Below are 16,829 nucleotides of genomic sequence, written 5' to 3' on the forward strand. Positions count from 1 at the left end.
GCGCCCCCCCAACCAAAAGCACTATCGGCCCTTAACCGACCTTGATGGTGTTTGCAGCGAATGACGACTTCGAGCCCAAATTCACTTTGTTGGTCGTGTTAGACTTAGCAGTCGCGATATGGGCGCGCCGGTTGCGAACGGCCCTCACCGGACATTTGATCCAAGCGCAGCGGATGACCGAAGGCAGCCCCAAACCGGGCGCTTATTGTGGTGGGTCAAAGACCAGTGGAAATTCCGGCTCGCCTAGCAAGCTAACGAAGTCGTCCGTGTCCTGAAGATAGCGAAAACCCCAAGGGCTAAGGGTCAAAAGACCATCTGTCTTGGCATCATGCTCTCGAACATCCCATAAATTCCGGACTTCGATGTCTTTGACAAGCTCGGCAAACCTATCCTGACTGAGACCGACTTCAGCCGGATCAAAACCATGATCGGCAAACCCTATGTCAACGGGATCGCTAGCGCCATTCTCCCAAAATATGGCCAGAACGCGGCCACCAAGGTACTTGTTGATAGCCTCCTGTGCCAAATACTCGGGTGATGTCACAGGACCAGGCGAAGAGCAGCAAATAGTGAATGCGCCAGTTTCAGGATCGTAACCTACTGTGGTCGGCATTGGTGGGTTCGCACTGAAACGGCCAATGATCTCGCGCGGTGGATGAAAAGACTGAATGGCCGACCGGCGCAACTCTTGAAGCGTTTGAAAGAAAGCTACACCAATCCCCACCAAGTCTGACACTTCTCCGTAGTCCAGGCGTGTTGCATACCCTCCATTTCTTTTGCGCAGGCGGAGACCATCGTTCCACAGGACGTAATCGGCATGGCAGACGCCGTTGCGCACATCGTCGCGAAAAACATTCTCAAAAGCCAGTGATAGCCTCGTCATTCCAATCTTGTGCGCATGCGCCGCGAGGTCTCGAAACGTGGCGTTAGCGTTGGGGCCGATAATACGTTTCGGATTTTGCCTTACACGAACCAGGTCTTGAAAAGGCCAAAGGTTGTACGGCGCGCTTTCAACAATACCCATCATGTTCTTTAGAGTTTCGTAGACGCCACCGGCCTCAGATAGCTGGCTATAGAGCAACAGAATTATTCGCATGTCTGCAAGGGAATCCACACGCCCCGTTGCCAGTCGTTCAGACAACTCTTCAAACACCTGCTCAGCCGTGATTGTGGTTGACCACCCGGCATCCTGCGCGCCCCTGAACTCACCGCTAAGCGCACCGGCAAAATCTAGTTCACTCATTCGACGAACGAACTTGAACAAAAGCCCAAGCTGACGGGCAGTGTCATTGATAACGGCGGTAAAGTCACTCATTGTGCTATGCTGCTCTTTGCTTCTCAAAAATGTACAAAAGGATATCGTGAGGCACAAAAATCACCTCGAATAGGCGCTTCTTGGCCTGGGGCAGTTCAACATTCCTCGCGAGTTCTCTTCAACTTTGGCGTGCGATTAATCGAGGTTCAATGACCTTGCAACTTTGCGGTGTCTGCTGTCTGCCGAACTGTCAGTGTCCAGGGAACGGCCCAGAGCGGTCTTTCGTGCCCGGCGCAGCCGATGGCCGCTCCACAGGCAGAGGCAGACGATCCACATCAAACGGTTGTCGCAGGAATCTGACCCAATCTTGAAAGTTTTCGGATTGCATGCAACGCTAGCCTTCACAGATGGGAGAACGGGCGTTGGATGAAGAACCCGACTTTGAACGTGATTTTAATATTGGTTTTCCGGCACCTCTCGATCCGCATATAGCAAGTGTATGGTTGGATACCGACGTCAATCGTTACTCCGAAGGATACCCTCTGAAATTGAGTGCATCGTTCGGGCTGGAATTCGTGACGCTAGGAGATGGAGATTTAAAGATCCCCGTAGAAATGTCGCTCCGCAAGGCCGCCATTTCAATAAGCTTTAGAGGCTGCATAGTTGGGGCAATACAAGACGACACTCCTGACCAATATCGACTCTCGACTCGGTTTTCCCATGGGAAAGCACGCGAGCTAAGTGGTGGGCTTGATGGTGGGGTTGATCGCAATGGCCCTAGCGGCAAGGTCGGAGGGAAAGGAACTGTCTCATCCAAAAAATCTGAGGCGTATGATGAAAGCCTTGATAGCGGAAAACGATGGCGTCGCACGACAGAACATTCACTGGAACTCGCGATGGAAAACGGCTCGCTTTCTCGGGAGGTAATCTCAGGGCATCCGATGTGGTTTGTGAAACCGCACCACAAAGTGGAGAAGGTCCAAGTCGTTGCTGTACTCTCCGCAAGAGCCGATTGGATACATTTTGGAAAGGTGGATACTGAAGAAGTATCCGGGAAAAGTGCAAAAAAATTTCTAGGCTGGTGGCGGCGCGCAACGAAGCGCGACAAGGAACTATACCGGCTCTTATTAAGCAAGCTTGCTGAGAAGGGCCTCCAATCGTCGGAGAGCCGAGATGCCACGCTTGCGATATATCCACACGCTCTTCGCCGATATGATCCTTCTGCATTAAATGTGGTTCCGGCCATTCCACCGTCAGGCGTTCGTGAGATCCCTGTTGATACCACCCCTCTTATTGATTTTACGGAGGCTACGCCGGAAGTTCAGATCGATATTTTGAACGCTTACAAAGTTCCTATGGGAGCCATGAACCGAATTCTAGTGAAGGCCAAGGAGAGGCCAGCACCGCAACGAGGAATGTTCAACGCTGGCAGTGCGCCTCCGACCGCATTGAATGCCCTGAAGACGTGTGTGGAAGCCAGGGATGGACGTCTCTCCAAGGATGAATGGGATATTCTCAACCATAACCGTAGCCGCCACGACTTAGTCGCTTTGAATCTTATTGCTGTAGACGGAGATATGGTGATTTCACTTGTACCCGATGGTGTCGATCCGGAGGATGCGCTTAGATACGAGGCAAGAAAAGCACCAATGCTTCAAAAGACGCGTGAGGTACTGCTCGAAAACCCTAATGCCAAGGGAATCGAGATTGGGGAAATAGTTGGACGCACTTTTAATCGGCGTTACGATTCAGACAAATCAAAGCTGCGGGTTGGGAATGCCTTGAGAAGATGGGCGTTTTGGCTAGAAGAGGGTTTGATTGATCCACAGAATTCTGACGGCCTCGCTCGCTTAAGAGCGTCAGCAAGAAGTGAGCAACCTGGGGTCGGTGCGCCGACCGCCGCTACACCTGAGAATTTGGCGCTTGCACAAGAAGCGCTGGATAGGGGAGAGCGAGCGGAAGATATAGCCAAACGTATCGGAGTGTCGCGTGCCGGATTCTATGGCTGGGCATCTCGCGGATTGCTAAGTTTGCCAAGTAAACGCAAACCCAAAGACAAATAAATGCTGCAGAAAAACGGGCTGGCAGCGTTGCACGTTGTTTCAATGAAGTCGTTCACTTTCTTCTTATAGTTGGCGCTGAACGGAAACCAATGGTTTAATCTCTAAAGTCCGCTTCTGCAGCTTCGCTGCCGTTCGTCCGAGACGCAGCGAATGTCCGCAATCCGCCCTTTATATCTCAATTGGCCCAACAAACCGATAACGATCCTTAGCACTTTGCAGCTTCTTGGCCGTGTCCTCTGGTTCAGCCTGCGCCATGTCTTTTAGCCCCTTGAGGGTCGTGTCCAAGAACTCTGGCAGGTCCTCACCCTCAACGCCATGTAAAGCCGCCAAAGTGATGTGAGACCCAAACACCTGCCGCATGATCATGCTGATGTGGGTTTCTTTGTGAACTTCCTTCATCGGATTGGGGTCAGCGCCGCTGCGCATCTCGGTTAGATCATCGTTCATTTCTGCGACCACCGTTTCCCAGATCAGATGATTGGGCCAACGGCTTCGATTGGGATCACCGTTGGGGGCGGTGTAGCGGACAACCTCACCTGTGTGCCGGACGAGATCACCAAAGAGGTCGAACAACTGCCCCCACGTCCGGATGCCCCATGTATCTTTTAGGTAATCTTTGCCAGCCCTGAACTCGATCCGCCACACGCGGCTGTTGGCGGGATCGGCGGCGTCTATATATGTTATATAGGGGGCGGGCTCCTCTATATAGGATAATATAGAGGAACTGGGGCCAGCATGAATTTCCCTACGTACCGTATCGTACTGTAGCAGCGGCAACCCTTGCCTGCGTAACGTATCGTTCCAGATGGCCCACCAATGTGTTTTGGATCGTGCAATCACCTCGGCGCGTTTGTCGTATACGATGACCTGGCGGTTGGGCATCTTCCCTAGCGTGACAGATGTGGTCCGTCCCGGTTTCCCGTTCACTGATCTTTCGTTATCGGTGATATGGTCCCGTCTGCCGGTGCCGCTGTGCATCACAAAATGATCCGGCTGCAAAGTGAAGTCAGGAGCAAAAACGTCAACGCAGAAATCTACGCGGGCGATGCTGACGTCTTCGGGATGGAACCGGATGCCCCACGCGGCCAGAGTGTCCTCTACATGGGCCTTGGCGCGGCCCAGACCATTGAGGGCCAGAAACCGCGAGCCAATGCTTATACGGATGCCCCAAGGGTCTTTGGGGTGCGGGCGTTTGAATGCCCATGACGCGCCGTCTGCCCCGCCGTCCAACAGGAACTGGTAGCCTGCGCCGCCATGGTGCTTGAGGTGGAACTCAACGTCGCGATAGGTGCAAAGCACGGGGGCATTGTCCGTCTTGGCGCGTGACTGTTCGCTTTCCAGATGCGCCAAAAACTCTGGGGGCAAAGCAGCCTTGATTGATAGGGCAATCGTATCAAAACCCTTATGCAATATGGTCATGTCGGGAATGGTGGATGTATTTCCAGAGGGGGGTGCTACTACCACCCCCCTTTGCCCGTCATCGGTGCATCGGTTGGGTTTGTCTTTGTGCGAATTGGTGCCTCCGGCGGGGCAGCTTAGGTTTTGGGGCCGAATGGGGCTTTGTTCGGGCGCATTATTTGTTCGCATTGGCTTGCCTCGCGATCCAGTTTTCCGCGCGTTCTGCGGACTTGGCGACATTCAACAGATCGGCGTGACCATAGCTGGCAGTGCTTTGCCATTGGCCCTCGCTGTTCTTGTAAGAGCGTGAAAGATCAACGGAGTAGAAGCCGTCGTTAGCCCAGATGGTGGCCGTGATAAGCCCAAGTCGAAACTTGTAGGCGGGTGATTTTGTCATGATGAATTCCTTTCGGATATGTTGAAGACAGGCAAAGAAAAGGCGCGAGGTCGCGAAACCCCGCGCCTGTTTGAAAGCCTTTCGGCCCCAAAATCCTCTCAGGTGCTGCCAAGCCCTGAGAGGCAAAACTGAATTAGATGGTTTGGCTGGTATTGCTGACCGTGCGGGCCGCAATCCACTTGTCCAGATCGGTGCGGCGGTAGCGGACTGAGCGGGATGAGACTTTTACAAAGTCTGGTCCACCGCCACGATGCCGCCAATTTTGCAAGGCGCGGACAGAGTAGCAAAGAATGGACGCGGCTTCGCGTTCATTTACGAGAGTGGATTTGTCTGTTTCGTCGATGTGCATTCGGGGACCTCACGTTGGTTGCGTTGCTTGATGTGAGGACAAGGTACGTAGGCGCTGGATGGTAAAAAACGAAAATCGGCACCACTAAAACAAGAAAGTTGGCGAAAATAAAACATAATGAATCCAATATGTTATATTAAATAGAAATCGAAGTTCCTAAAATGGAAAGTTTTCTAGCCTAAGATTTTGGGCGGCCCCGTTGACGCCAGCTATCTGGCGCATAAGCTCTCCACAGATCAGAGAAAGTAGTCTTGCCATTCGGGGAAAAGGTCTTTTGAAAAAGGTGTTCACCATCGTCCTTGTTCGGCTTTTGGGGGCTGACGGTAATCCAGTTCAGAAACCAATCACGCATATCCGCGAACTGTTCAGGACCCTCGCGCTTGGCTAATCGGACCTCGATATCGAGAGGGCCGTTATGCCAATCATCGAAAGCCTTCCGCTCTACGAAGCCTGTAGCGCGCCTTATGCTGCTGAGGTCGGACGGCGCATAGATCAAGGATTGTGCAAAACTTACGCGAAAGGTGGAGTGACGCGCCCATTCGTCCCAATTAACCTGCATACCCGTCCCAAAAATCAAAGCCAGTTCACCACGACTGAACGCCCTCACAAGGCGTCGCTGAACACTAGCACCACGCTCAAAACCTGCTTGGTTCTGTTCGGGACCACGCAACGCCTCGCTCAACTGATCGCGTTTTGTCCTAGCAGCAGCCGAAGCCGTTTCAGCGGACTTTATGTCCTTCTGGTGCGATAGGTATTCTGCGTCAGATGCATTTTCGGGATAATGCATACGCAGGAATTTTGCATGGCCCAGTTGTTGGTCAAATTCTCGCGCAGCGTTCTTCTGCTGTTGGCGCAAGGCAGATAGATCAGACTCTGGTCCGTATGTGGTTTCATATCCTGTCCAGAGGTCGCCATACATTGCGCGACCAGTGCGCCAATGCACTTCACTCAATACATAAAATAGACGGTGGTCCCACATCGCGCGATCCTCAAAACATGCCGCCTAACGGTGACCTGAGTTTTACTCGAAGGTACTTAAACCGCCTTCTGCCTTGAGAATCCACAGCTTCCGCCGTGGATGGCGTGTTAGCTCACTACGCGCAGCTTGGTTTGTTGCATAACCGGTCGCTTCATAGCGCCCGCCAAGCGACTGGCAACCGATCCTGCGGCTTTCTGTACCGCCTCATCTGCAAAGTGAGAATATCGCAACGTCGTCTGCAAGTTTTTGTGGCCCATGATCTCCTTCAATAGGAATGGATCAATGCCGCTCATAACCGCAACGCTGGCGTAAGTATGTCGCAGGTCATGCATACGCACATCAGCTATCCCAGCTTTCGCTTTGATCCGCCGCCATGGTTTTTGAAGGTTGATCAGGTGGCCTTCGTCGCTTTCTCCTAAGATTACATATGGATTACCGGCCACACGCGGCAGCGACATAATCACTTCATAGGCTTCGTGCGGGAGCGGAATGCGCCGCCGTCCCGTCTTACTGTCGGGCAATTCTAAATGGCGGGCGGTCACATAGTCCCAGCGCAGCGTCAGAATCTCTCCTAAGCGGCAACCTGTCAGGAGTAGGAGGTATATCGCCGAAACTGCGTAAGGCGTTTCCTGCCCCGTTTCCAGCGCCTCAGCAAGGACGTTCCCGAGCCTTGCTTGCTCTTCATCTGACAAGTAGCGCTTTTTCTCTTCCTCTTTGAATTTCTTAATCCGCCGCGCAGGGTTCGCACCGTCTTTTCGCATGCCCCAGTCTTCTGCCAGATTGAACATCTTAGACAGGATGCTAACCGCGCGGTTTGCCATATATGGCCTGTCATGCATGCCATGATGAAATGCCACAATTTCTGCGCGGGTGATATCAACGATCTTGCGCGGCCCTAGTTTGGGTTTGATGCAGGTTCGAATAACAATCTCATAGCCCTTGCGGGTTGACGGCTTGCAGTGGTGTTCAGCGTACTCGGACAGAAACCGGTCACACAATGCTGCCATAGACGGCGCGCGCAAATGCTCCTGACGATCCTCAGAAGGGTTGCCGCCTTTCGCAACCTCCCCTAAGAGCTTGCGCGCTTCGTTGCGTGCTTCCTCAGCGGTCAGCACGCCATGCTGCCCAATTGAGCGCCGCCTAGTTCTCCCAGCCGCCCGGTATTGAACGAGGTATGATTTGCGGCCTGACCCGAACACACGCACACCAAATCCAGCTAGTTCTTCATCCCAGACCAGATAGTCAGCGTCGCGGACCTCCAGCGCTTCGACCGATCTTTTTGTCAGCTTCGACATTGATTAAACCTCTTCAGTTTGCTCGCTCCTCACTCCATTTACGGAAGCACTACGGAAGCACTGAGCAGCGAATTATGGCGTTGAAGATGATTCATGAGCGCACAGGTCGTCAATAATAAACGTTCATTATCAACTATTTATGCCAGTTGAGCGTATCTTGGAGAATTCGGGCGAAATGCCCCTGACGCGGCTGTTAATCAATTGGTCGTAGGTTCGATCCCTACCGCCGGAGCCAATTTCCCCTAAGTGGTTGATTTTATTGGCAAGGCCTCGACCAGAGTCGGAGCCACCTGTGCACGTGCACAAACTGGTGCACAGATGCGTGCCCAAACTGGTCCACACCTTCGATTCTTGGATGCCCTGAAACCGTTTCGGAGCTTCCGGCTATGACCAGAGTCGCACATATTCCCTACCTTGAAAAACGTCCCTCAGGCTTCTTCTTTAGACGCCGCTTTCCCAAAGCCTACTTAGGGATAAAGAACCCTGGTCCAACTTCTGCACTCTGTCTGTCGTTGCGAACCGATGTCCTCTCCGAAGCGACATGTCTTGTCCGCGCGCTGACCGCGCTCACGGACCTGGCCGTCGCGCTGACGACGGAGAGACCAGTGGATCATTTGAGTTCTGAGCACGTGACGTTGCTGACTGAGCTGGCGCGCTTTCAAATTGCAGCCCATGAGGCTGTGCGCGCTTCTGCAGAACCGCGCTCGGAAGAAACTGCAAACTTCGCGGCAAAAGCTGAGCACGCCATTCAAGACATGCTGCGCCGCGCCCTGGCCCTCGGGGATCGGACACCAGTCATTGAACCTCTGCGGGAGGCGGCCCAGCGCATGGGGGTATCGCTGGATGAAACCAGCACTGGCTGGCGCCAGCTGGCCTTCGAAGCTCTGCGGGTGATGATGGACGTATCACGTGAGCGCGAACGGCGTGAGGTTGGAACTTACGAAGCACCGACACCGGTCTTCCGCTCGGTGATGGCGAGCCGCTCTGCCACCGACACTGCCGAACCGCGGGCACTCTCAGTGCAATCGGCAGTACCTGCCTTTGCGATCCCAGCCGTCAACGCTTTTCCTACAGCTCCTACAGCTCCGAAGATCATGCCGTCCGTCACGGCCTCGGTCGAGCCCGTCGTGGTCTCCTCATCGCAAGACAAGAGTGAAACACCGATACGCCCGCCAGCGATCCAAGACACTGGGCCGAGCCCGCAAAGGCCCTCCAGCCCCGAGGCGCCGCCCTCCAACGACGCGTCCTTGGGTGATGAAACCGCATTCCGGATCAAATTGCGTCCGCCACGTCTCGAGAACATCGACCTGCGTGACCTCTCGCCCGAAACGCAGGCGGTTCTGAAGAACAAACCGCGCGGGATCAGCCTCCTTGAGGGAATACAGCTCATGAAAGAACTCAAACTCGCCGGGTACGGTGAAGACTTTTCTGTCGAACAGACTGGAGATGAAGGCGCGGGCAAAAAGTGGAAGTCCAACAGTGGCAGCAAAGCGAATGTTTGCGAAAAGTTCTGGGTAGAGTTTGTCGGCGATGTCCCGTTTGAGGATGCAGATCGGGATGCCATACGTGACGCCATGAAAATTCTTCCGCAACTGCCCTACCAACACTCAAAGGGCACCGACAAATTTGTGGCGAAGAATGGTTTCAGGGTCCTCGTTGAGGAGCTCGACGCTGAAGAGGAACACGCGGAAAAACAGGCTTTGAAAGCCTTAGGCAATGGTCCTGACGTGACCGAAGCAGACCGTGAAAAAGCGCGCCTCGACGCCCGGATCCCGCGGCTGCGCGCAGAAACCCGCGCCAAACACCACGGCTACATCAAGTCTGTCGGAAAAATGCTTTATGACCTCCAGCTGATTGATCAGAACCCATTTGAGATCTGTAGCGTTCCTAACAAGCTTAAAGCCAAGTGGAAAAAGAACGAAGAGAAACGCAAGCGCGTGTGCTGGGACGACCGAATCTACACCCTTTTGGAATCGCCAGCTTTTCAGGGCCCCTTCGAGGATCCAGGCGAACCCCTCTATTGGATTCCGCTTCTCGCTCGTTTTATGGGCCTGCGTGAAGAAGAGGCCTGTCAGCTCGGTCCCGATGACTTTGGCACCGACCGGGGCATTGCTTATCTCGACGTGAAGGTTCTCGATGCAAACAACGTCAAGACCTTGGAATCGCAGCGTCGTCTTCCGGTGCATCCAGTTCTGATTGAATTGGGACTTCTTCACCTTGTTGAGTTCCGCCGACGTGCCGGCAAGCATCGCCTGTTCATAAATTTGACCCGGGGCAAGACCAAGGGGACATACTCGGAGAACTTTACGAAGAACTGGGGCTACTATCGAAAGAAACACGGCTGCTACTGGGAGGGCCTCGACCTGCATGCCTTGCGAACCTCATTCAATAGCGACCTGATGAACGAAGATAAATCCGATGCCATACGTTGCATGCTGATGGGGCATGAGCCCGCAGATGAGGGGGCAAGATCCTACGCGCAGGGGGTAAAGCTCTCCACCTTGTATCACCGCATCTGCAATATTGACGTTGATGTCTCAATGATTGCCCGTCCTTTCGGCGACCCCACAAGTGCAGCACAGCGAGGAAAAGTCGTCGGCATCCGAAGCGTAGCGACCTGATCTCTTCAGCAGGGAGCGACCACTCAGGCAGCTCCCTGGCGACTGGACGGCTTGAAACCCAGACCGGGCAGTCCGAGAGCCCTTGGCAGATACCTTTCTCGGAAGGTCACATCAATCAGCTCGAGTTACAGACAAAATAATTTTTTGTCTGTAACTCGAACATTAAAATGCTTGTGCAGGATATCCGTGTCCGGGTTGGACCTCGATCTACTGTTTGGAAGTCATAATGAAAGGGCAGGTGACATCCCGGAAGCATTGGCAACAGATGTCGCCGGTTACAGCACCCGAGGCCGCCTCCGAGGGCATACCGCGTCCGCAGCAGCCATACGCGCCTCGATCACCTCCAACATATGTCGCACGCGGCGTAGGCGGTCGCACCATATCTGAATGCGTTCGCCCCTCTCTGTGAGAATAGGCATAACGACAACGTCTCCCATATCCCCCGCCTCTGGGTCAATTGATCCGGAAAAAGCGTTGTAATGACCCACTGTCTCGCCTTCAGTTTCACTCTCCAGAAACGCAATGATCGGTTTCAATGCCGAGGCGGCTTGGCGGAGATCAATATCCCCGCTCACACTTGCTGCCCAGCCTGCCAATCTGAGCCGATCGTGGGCGCTTGCCGCAAGGTCCGCAGAGGTTATCCGTTCCCCAGCTGTTTTGAGCTCGAAGAGAGCTTTCGCGCAAAGTCTCTCGAGGGGCATTTCCAGAAAGTTTTTATGCATGACCATTTTCTCCGGTCTTCGCGCAGCACCATGCTACGCTTCAAGCTCCCCGGCAGGGATCGCCGGGGATTAGGTCATGCGCGCTTTGTCAGCATATTGCCCATATCGATTGGTCCCCGATCGGGGCCAGTTCTCTGCAGTAGACTTTCGAGCTGGACGGCCATCTGGTCGATGGCCTCCAGATCATGATCGTTCAGGCACTCAGGCCGACGCTCGTCTGCCTTTGCCAAGGTCAGCAGCTCCTGGAAGCGCTTGAACTCAGATCGCATAGGACGCGTCAGCCTTTGCGCCTGCGCAACATCACAAAACAGCTGAAGGCAATTTCGATGGGCCCGCGGTCCGCCCGCTGCCGCGACCGCGCCAAGCAGCGAATGCCCATTCTCTTGGACGAACCTCTTTATCGCAGCGATAGGGTCCTCTTCCCCGCTGTAATCAGGGGTGTCGATCATTGGTAACATATGATGCTCCTTGTCGCGCTGTCGTTCGTGACAGCAGCTTCAAGCACCCAGATCGTCTCCTTTCATGAACGGGTGTTCTGTCTCTGTCCTGCGTTCCGGTAGCAGCGGAGGTGTTCCTCGCCAGTCAGAGAGTTTCATTCTATCGGAGCGCCATATTCTCTTTCGGCCGCGCTCTCGTCAGCAAGAGCGCGGCCGAAAGAGAATATGGCGAATGTCGTGTTGAATTTTGTGTTTTAGTTATCAGCGAGATGGGTGAAAAATTGAACCTGTTCGTCTCTCGCAGCGGCAGTTGACGGAAGTTAAAGAAACACACAGAAAATGTTTAGAAAGGGGCTGTTTCATCCCGTGCGGATGATGTTGCCCCGTTCTAAACACGCCACGGAAACAACGGAAAACAAGGCATTAGACGGCAACTGGCGGCACTGCTTCAGAGGATCAATTCCGCAGTGACCTTGCGGCGTTTCTCGATGAAATCATCGAACTCACGGGCAGCCCACAATCCTTCTGAATGATCATAGTGACGGAGGGTAACGGCTTCGTCCACGTGTCTAAGCAAGGTCTTGGAGGCATATGCTCCGCCGGCAAGGACCTCTGACGCTTCGGTCGCCACGTTGTCACGCAGCCGGTGGATCGGGATGCGCACGCCGAACTCGTGCTCTGTGATATCCCCGGTCAGTCGACCAAGATGAGCCGATGTGATCGCACCGGGCTTTCCATGAACTGATGGGAATAGGTGAAGACCATCGTCGAAGATAGGTCGAAAATCCGTACGATACGCATGCAGGGCTTCTGCAAGCCCCGGGTTCTCGAAGATGACATCATAGCCTTCCTGCGCTTTTCGTGCTTCTGGATACTTCAGGGCTTCCCCAGGCAGATCAATGTGGATGTGTGACCCGTCGATCAATTTCAGTGTCCTATCGAACTCAAGCCGGGTCAGCGCACGAGCACGCTCCGGCAGCGCGGCCCCGACCGCGAAGATGAGCCCGTTTCGGAAGATCTTCGCAGCTTCCAGGCCGCGCATTGGGCGCGCGTTGGCCTCTGCCATCAGGCGAAACCCGAACCCGTAAAGTGCGCTCGCGCCAATGAGCTGGCTGCCGGTCTTTGTGGAGGGGCCTTCCACCCTTGACCGTTCCCGCCATTCTGCGACAACAAACTCACAGGCTTTGGATCGAAAACGCCCGCGTGTCGCCACCGAAAGACCAGCAGTGACCCTCTGCAGGTAATCTGCCGCCGTTCCCGTGGTGGTCGACTGACCACCGCCATCCGGCCTGATGAGATGACAGCCGTAGACGTGGAGCGAGGTGGCCGTTGGAAGAATGTTCTGCCGCCGAGACGCGCAGTATGCGGCCCAGCGGCCGAGCGCAGCGAGAACCGACTTGGTGTAATCGGCACTCCAGATCGTCCGGCCGAGAACAGCATGTCCCGTCTTCGAGATGGCAATTTGCTCAAGCAACGGAGCTCGCCACTCGATCGGTAGGGAGCCGGCCAAACGCTCCGCGGTTTGCCAAGGGCACGTATTCTGGGCCTTTGGCGAGACCCGTGCGTCCCTCAGGACGCGCGCGAAATGCGCGGTCCTTTCGGCCCCCCAGATCTTGGCTGCTATCATTTGCAGGTAGGCGAACTCCGCCAAAGCTGGGGCGCCGACCTCATCGACACGTTCCGCCAAGTGGGCAGACAATGCCTTACGCGTCGGAATTTCGTCCAGCGGCGATGCCGCGCGCAACCTACGCAAGAGTGCAAGGTGAGTGTTCATCATGTCTTGTCCGGAATTTGTAGGTGTCTCTGGACGGCCGCTCACGCGGCCGTCTTCGTCTTGGTGTTGAGGTAGGTCTGCCAGCCATCCATGACCAGCGTCTCATCAAGCTCTGCATAGTAATCCACGGTCGTCTGCAGGCTCTTGTGACCAAGCAGGCGCTGGACGCGCGGCAGGTTGTCCATGCTTTCCTTGAGCCAGATCCAGCCGACGAGGTGCCGGTAAAGATGTGGGTTGATCTGCACGCCGACCTGACGGTGGAGCATTCGTGTGACGCGTCCCAGTATTCCCCGATAGGGTGCATTAAGCTCGAATTTGACGCCTTGCTGACGCGGAAATAGGTACGGGTTTTCCTCGTCGTCAGGGTGCAGGAGGATCGGGCGGATCTGGTCGATATAGGTCCGCATCAGCCGGCTGGCGCGTTCACCCAGGCGAACGACGTAATCCGCACCGCCCTTTTTCCGCCCCTTCACTTCTGGCGCAGGGATCGAAAGAACGGCCTTGCCATCTTGAAACGCAATCCAATCGAGCTGCGCTTCGATGACATTCGAGCTTCGCGGCGCCCGCGTGAGTAGGATGTCATGGGCCAGCACGGCCGCGATGTCGCGGGCCAATTCGAGGTTGATTACGTTGAGGCGATCTGGGAGTATTCCGGTCTTCTTTCTCGCGGCTTTTCGCAGCCTATCGATCTCGGTGTTGATCCCGCTCATCACGGTGCCGGACAGGTCGATCGTCGACTGGATCCGTGACTCAGTAAACTTCCGCAGTTTAGCTTTGTTCTTTGGCGCAATACCGCGGCGACCAGTCTCGTAAAATTGGATCAAACTTTTGATGTCATCAACTTCCGGATCTGAACCGCCCGCGTAGCCGATGGCGATCTTTCTCATCGCCTTGAGCACCGAAACAAGGTAGCCCGTATCCTTCCGCCCCCCATTCGCTTTGGACAGAGCTTTGGCCGCCTCCGTCAGGTATTCATAGTCGACCAGCTCGCGCAGGCTGGTCACGACGATGTCGTGCGATCCAGCCAGCGCCTTGGCCAATGAAATCACGTAGCCACGGCGAGTTGCGATGGTCTTCTTTGACCAACGCGCATTCATTGTGAGGAAGCCATATTCCCGCATCTTGGCTTCGCGGCGCTCGATCCGCTCTTTCTTGTCGGCCTGGCCGCGATGCTTTGATTTTGCCGCAATGCTATTGCGCAAGCGGGCCTTTTTTTCGCAAACTGGCTTGGCTTCCTCCCGATCCAATTCAGCCAGGAAGGCCTCATAGGTCGAACCGTCACGGGATGCATCCCCGGACGCCCAGGGGGCCAGGCAGGTGTCGTACTCGTTTAGGAGATCTTTCAGTTCTCCTGTGGCCACGCCGAACTTGTCGCGGCGATCAGAAAACGGCGATGCTGCGGCCACGAAGCCGAAATGCGATGTCGAAAGGTCAGTTTGCATATGACGAAGTAGCGTGACCACGTTCCTTACATGCTTCCGGCACTTTGCCTCGGTCACGACCCCTGTCTCGAGCCGGTAAGCGTAGTAGTCTGCCAGTGTTTCGCTGGCGATCTGCTCAGGCAGAATGCCGTGATCGAACAAATATACGAAGAACGGGCCTGCCTTCAGCCGACAGTCCGTCGGAATATCGGAGTCTTTCACGGCTGCGTACGCATTAGCCCAGATGCCCCCGATATCTGCGACACCACGTGGGCGATTCCGCCGGTTATACCGATCGATTGCCGCGAGCATGTCGCAATTGTACGTGGAGCGGCTGGTTGGTGAGAGGCCGAGACTTTCTGCATTGTGCTGTTCGAAGAAGTCGATCACATCGTGTCGGCAGACGCGCTTGTTTCCGTACCAATTTGCCTTCGCCATAATGCTGTGGACCCGGCTCGCCCGAGTCTTCTCTCCGGACATTCTGAGCTTCTCGATTAGTTCATACCATGTCATTGGCTTTGAATGGGTCTCAGCGGTCAGAAGGTCCCGACCGATCGCCTCTGAAAGCGCCGCCAGCGTACTGTGGCGCGGCTTGAGCCCCTCGATTGACAAGATGTCGGCAATCGCCTTGGCGTTGAGCCCGGCACGCAACGACAGGGCACGCTTAGATTCACCAGTTTCAGTGAGGTGTGCGCGAATTTCATCACGAAATGACATGGTCTTATCCTCCTGTAGATAGCGACCGTCACTCTTCGTCGAGCTCGAGATCTGGCCTTCCGTCATCAGAAGGCCAGGATCGATGCTCGAAAATGAGGACGTCTTCTTCGGTGGCGAACCAGCGGCGACCCAGCTTCCGGGCTGGCAGTTTTACCCGCCCACCCGCAGTAGGGCAGCCCTTTCGGATCCAATTCGTAATGCAATGCGGCGTGCAGCTAAATCTCGAGGCAAGCTCTTCTGTGGTATATAATTTTCTTTTCATTTCCCGTTTCTCCTCTTCCGGCAAGAGCGGAAATAGGGAAACGGGATCGGCATCCAAAATACCGGTTTGAGAATTTTGGAGTTCAGTCGAAAAAAGGTTCGAGCGAGAAGCCCCCGCTTGAACCAAGCATCTTCAGCACCATAGGAAAGCTGTCCGATTTTTGCTCGGTAGAAGGTATAGCAATCGCCTTCATGAACCTTCCGCAGATTCACGCAATGTCTCTCCAAGGCTCCGTAGCATACTGAGCCTCTCATGCGAGGAGGAAGGTCGTTGCGGTTTCACAGTGTAAACATCGCGCCCTGGCTCCAGCTCGACCGTGCAGCCAAGTCGCTGTAGGAGTTTCGCCGCATTATCCGCGATCTTTTTCCGCCGGCATCGATCGCCGTTTGTTCCTGAAACGGAAATGAATGCTAAACGATCCGGCGGACCGTAATGTGACTGCGCGGATAGTCTCAAAGTCGGCAGATCTGGATTAGCAAGCCGTAATGCAACCTCCGCCCACCCCAGGTATCTGCTCCGTTTGTCAAAAGTGTTCAATTCGCCCTCCTGATCGCTATCAAATAGAAGATTGGCTCGATCTCTCAGAGACGAAGGAAAAATTTGTGAATGTCTGTCGGAGCCATACTGCAAGTATCAACAAAATTCAGAAACCAATGGGTTTTTGGACCCGTTAGATTGGTTAAAAACTGAGCTAAGCGGGTGTGTTTCAGAGCGCGGGGAAATTGCGACATGGAGCGGGGATTTTGCGGCATAACGGGGGGGAATTGCGACATAGTGGGGGGATTTTGCGACATAGCGGGGGGAAGTTGCGACATACCCCCTCACATTGCATTGTTAATAAAAGGAAATTCCGCCTCTGAATTAAGGAATTAGAGAATCCCCTGAAAGAGCCGCTGCGCGGCAGTTTTGCTGGTGATTTGGAGAGGCTTCTTTCAAGCCGTTCGAGATCGTCAGGTTATTTTCATCGTGGCGGGGAAAAAGATTTTTTTGTCGGCGCGGAAAGATCCATATGATTCTTGTGTCAGGTGCACTTGCCGCTAAGCAACTCCCTGTCGGTGCGATTTACTGCGGCGCGCAGCAGTCGGTCTGTAACGGCAGCGAGGGTTTAGGGCGGTGACACGGGTCGAACACGTGCGACC

Annotated in this window: 11 protein-coding genes; 2 read left to right on the top strand and 9 right to left on the bottom strand. The window is 54.5% G+C overall.

What is annotated here, in order from left to right; translation table 11 throughout:
- Positions 1–202: 202 nt before the first annotated feature.
- On the bottom strand, positions 203–1,315 hold the full coding sequence (locus K3758_RS05470; RefSeq protein ID WP_259948404.1) for a hypothetical protein: 1,113 nt from the start codon (positions 1,313–1,315) through the stop codon (positions 203–205).
- Between the two features lie 362 nt (positions 1,316–1,677).
- On the opposite strand from K3758_RS05470, the gene K3758_RS05475 reads away from it, so the two are divergent.
- Positions 1,678–3,318 (top strand): hypothetical protein, encoded by a 1,641-nt coding sequence (locus tag K3758_RS05475; RefSeq protein WP_259948405.1) that lies wholly within the window; start codon positions 1,678–1,680, stop codon positions 3,316–3,318.
- A gap of 168 nt (positions 3,319–3,486) precedes the next feature.
- Here K3758_RS05475 and K3758_RS05480 read toward each other — a convergent pair whose 3' ends face one another.
- The 5 genes from K3758_RS05480 to K3758_RS05500 form a co-directional block, all read right to left on the bottom strand.
- Entirely contained in the window at positions 3,487–4,737 is a 1,251-nt protein-coding gene (locus K3758_RS05480) for a hypothetical protein (RefSeq protein ID WP_259948408.1), read from the bottom strand.
- A 154-nt stretch (positions 4,738–4,891) separates the two neighbouring features.
- Positions 4,892–5,113, bottom strand: a complete 222-nt coding sequence (locus tag K3758_RS05485) for a hypothetical protein (protein ID WP_259948412.1) — start codon at positions 5,111–5,113, stop codon at positions 4,892–4,894.
- A gap of 133 nt (positions 5,114–5,246) precedes the next feature.
- Positions 5,247–5,462 carry an AlpA family transcriptional regulator gene (locus tag K3758_RS05490; protein WP_259948414.1) on the bottom strand — a complete coding sequence of 72 codons (216 nt, stop codon included), beginning with the start codon at positions 5,460–5,462 and terminating at the stop codon, positions 5,247–5,249.
- 178 nt (positions 5,463–5,640) lie between these two features.
- Entirely contained in the window at positions 5,641–6,441 is an 801-nt protein-coding gene (locus K3758_RS05495; protein ID WP_259948416.1) for a hypothetical protein, read from the bottom strand.
- 107 nt (positions 6,442–6,548) lie between these two features.
- Complete coding sequence (locus K3758_RS05500; protein WP_259948418.1) at positions 6,549–7,736, bottom strand: site-specific integrase; 1,188 nt, start codon at positions 7,734–7,736, stop codon at positions 6,549–6,551.
- A gap of 386 nt (positions 7,737–8,122) precedes the next feature.
- Between K3758_RS05500 and K3758_RS05505 the strand changes: the two genes are divergently transcribed.
- Positions 8,123–10,357 (top strand): hypothetical protein, encoded by a 2,235-nt coding sequence (locus tag K3758_RS05505; protein ID WP_259948421.1) that lies wholly within the window; start codon positions 8,123–8,125, stop codon positions 10,355–10,357.
- Between the two features lie 796 nt (positions 10,358–11,153).
- Here the strand turns inward: K3758_RS05505 and K3758_RS05510 are convergent.
- The 3 genes from K3758_RS05510 to K3758_RS05520 form a co-directional block, all read right to left on the bottom strand.
- Complete coding sequence (locus K3758_RS05510) at positions 11,154–11,537, bottom strand: hypothetical protein (RefSeq protein WP_259948423.1); 384 nt, start codon at positions 11,535–11,537, stop codon at positions 11,154–11,156.
- Between the two features lie 427 nt (positions 11,538–11,964).
- Positions 11,965–13,293, bottom strand: coding sequence for a hypothetical protein (locus K3758_RS05515; protein WP_259948426.1), 1,329 nt, complete (start codon positions 13,291–13,293; stop codon positions 11,965–11,967).
- Between the two features lie 38 nt (positions 13,294–13,331).
- Complete coding sequence (locus K3758_RS05520) at positions 13,332–15,428, bottom strand: site-specific integrase (protein WP_259948440.1); 2,097 nt, start codon at positions 15,426–15,428, stop codon at positions 13,332–13,334.
- Positions 15,429–16,829: the final 1,401 nt, after the last annotated feature.

It is taken from the genome of Sulfitobacter sp. W002, from assembly GCF_025142135.1.
Lineage (GTDB): Bacteria > Pseudomonadota > Alphaproteobacteria > Rhodobacterales > Rhodobacteraceae > Sulfitobacter > Sulfitobacter profundi.

Excerpts from the sequence above, each read along its gene's own strand:
- K3758_RS05470 (WP_259948404.1), bottom strand. The coding sequence starts at position 1,315 with ATGAGTGACTTTACCGCCGTTATCAATGACACTGCCCGTCAGCTTGGG.
- K3758_RS05480 (WP_259948408.1), bottom strand. The coding sequence starts at position 4,737 with ATGACCATATTGCATAAGGGTTTTGATACGATTGCCCTATCAATCAAG.
- K3758_RS05485 (WP_259948412.1), bottom strand. The coding sequence starts at position 5,113 with ATGACAAAATCACCCGCCTACAAGTTTCGACTTGGGCTTATCACGGCC.
- K3758_RS05490 (WP_259948414.1), bottom strand. The coding sequence starts at position 5,462 with ATGCACATCGACGAAACAGACAAATCCACTCTCGTAAATGAACGCGAA.
- K3758_RS05495 (WP_259948416.1), bottom strand. The coding sequence starts at position 6,441 with ATGTGGGACCACCGTCTATTTTATGTATTGAGTGAAGTGCATTGGCGC.
- K3758_RS05500 (WP_259948418.1), bottom strand. The coding sequence starts at position 7,736 with ATGTCGAAGCTGACAAAAAGATCGGTCGAAGCGCTGGAGGTCCGCGAC.
- K3758_RS05505 (WP_259948421.1), top strand. The coding sequence starts at position 8,123 with ATGACCAGAGTCGCACATATTCCCTACCTTGAAAAACGTCCCTCAGGC.
- K3758_RS05510 (WP_259948423.1), bottom strand. The coding sequence starts at position 11,537 with ATGTTACCAATGATCGACACCCCTGATTACAGCGGGGAAGAGGACCCT.
- K3758_RS05515 (WP_259948426.1), bottom strand. The coding sequence starts at position 13,293 with ATGATGAACACTCACCTTGCACTCTTGCGTAGGTTGCGCGCGGCATCG.
- K3758_RS05520 (WP_259948440.1), bottom strand. The coding sequence starts at position 15,428 with ATGTCATTTCGTGATGAAATTCGCGCACACCTCACTGAAACTGGTGAA.